At 41.9% G+C, this 518-nt stretch carries 1 protein-coding gene; it reads left to right on the top strand.

Annotated elements, in window-relative coordinates; all coding sequences use genetic code 11:
* On the top strand, window positions 1-518 hold a 518-nt coding region (tnpC, locus tag DDE80_RS14675; RefSeq protein ID WP_108308660.1), incomplete at both ends, for an IS66 family transposase.

Genomic DNA, 518 nt, shown 5'->3' with positions numbered 1-518 from the left:
ATCGTGCTTTATGATTACCAAACAACACGTGCTAGTAAACATCCAAAGGCCTTTTTACAAGGATTTTCGGGTTATCTACATGTCGATGGCTATGCAGGTTATCATGACTTACCGAGGGTAGAGTTGGTTGGCTGTTGGGCACATGCGCGAAGGAAGTTCGATGAAGCGTTGAAATCCTTACCAGCAAATCTACAAAATACAGAGCAGCCATGTGCCGCAAAAATAGGGCTTCAATTCTGTAACCGTTTATTTGCGATTGACAAAAAAATGAATAAACTAGACGACTGTACACCCGAACGTCGTTATGAGGAACGTCTGAAGCAGAGTAAACCTGTATTAGATGATTTTTTCGTATGGCTAAAAACAGAAAAGGCCCGTGTCGCACCAAAAACAAAATTGGGTGAAGCCATTACATACTGTTTAAATCAGTGGCAGAAACTCGTGGTATTTTTAAAGGATGGTCGTCTAGAATTGGACAACAATCGAGGCGAACGTTCCATTAAACCGTTCGTGATGGG

The sequence above is a fragment of the Metalysinibacillus jejuensis genome (assembly GCF_003057615.1).
Lineage (GTDB): Bacteria > Bacillota > Bacilli > Bacillales_A > Planococcaceae > Metalysinibacillus > Metalysinibacillus jejuensis.
The sequence above is the reverse complement of the archived record's forward strand: the minus strand, read 5'-3'. Positions and strand labels throughout refer to the sequence as shown.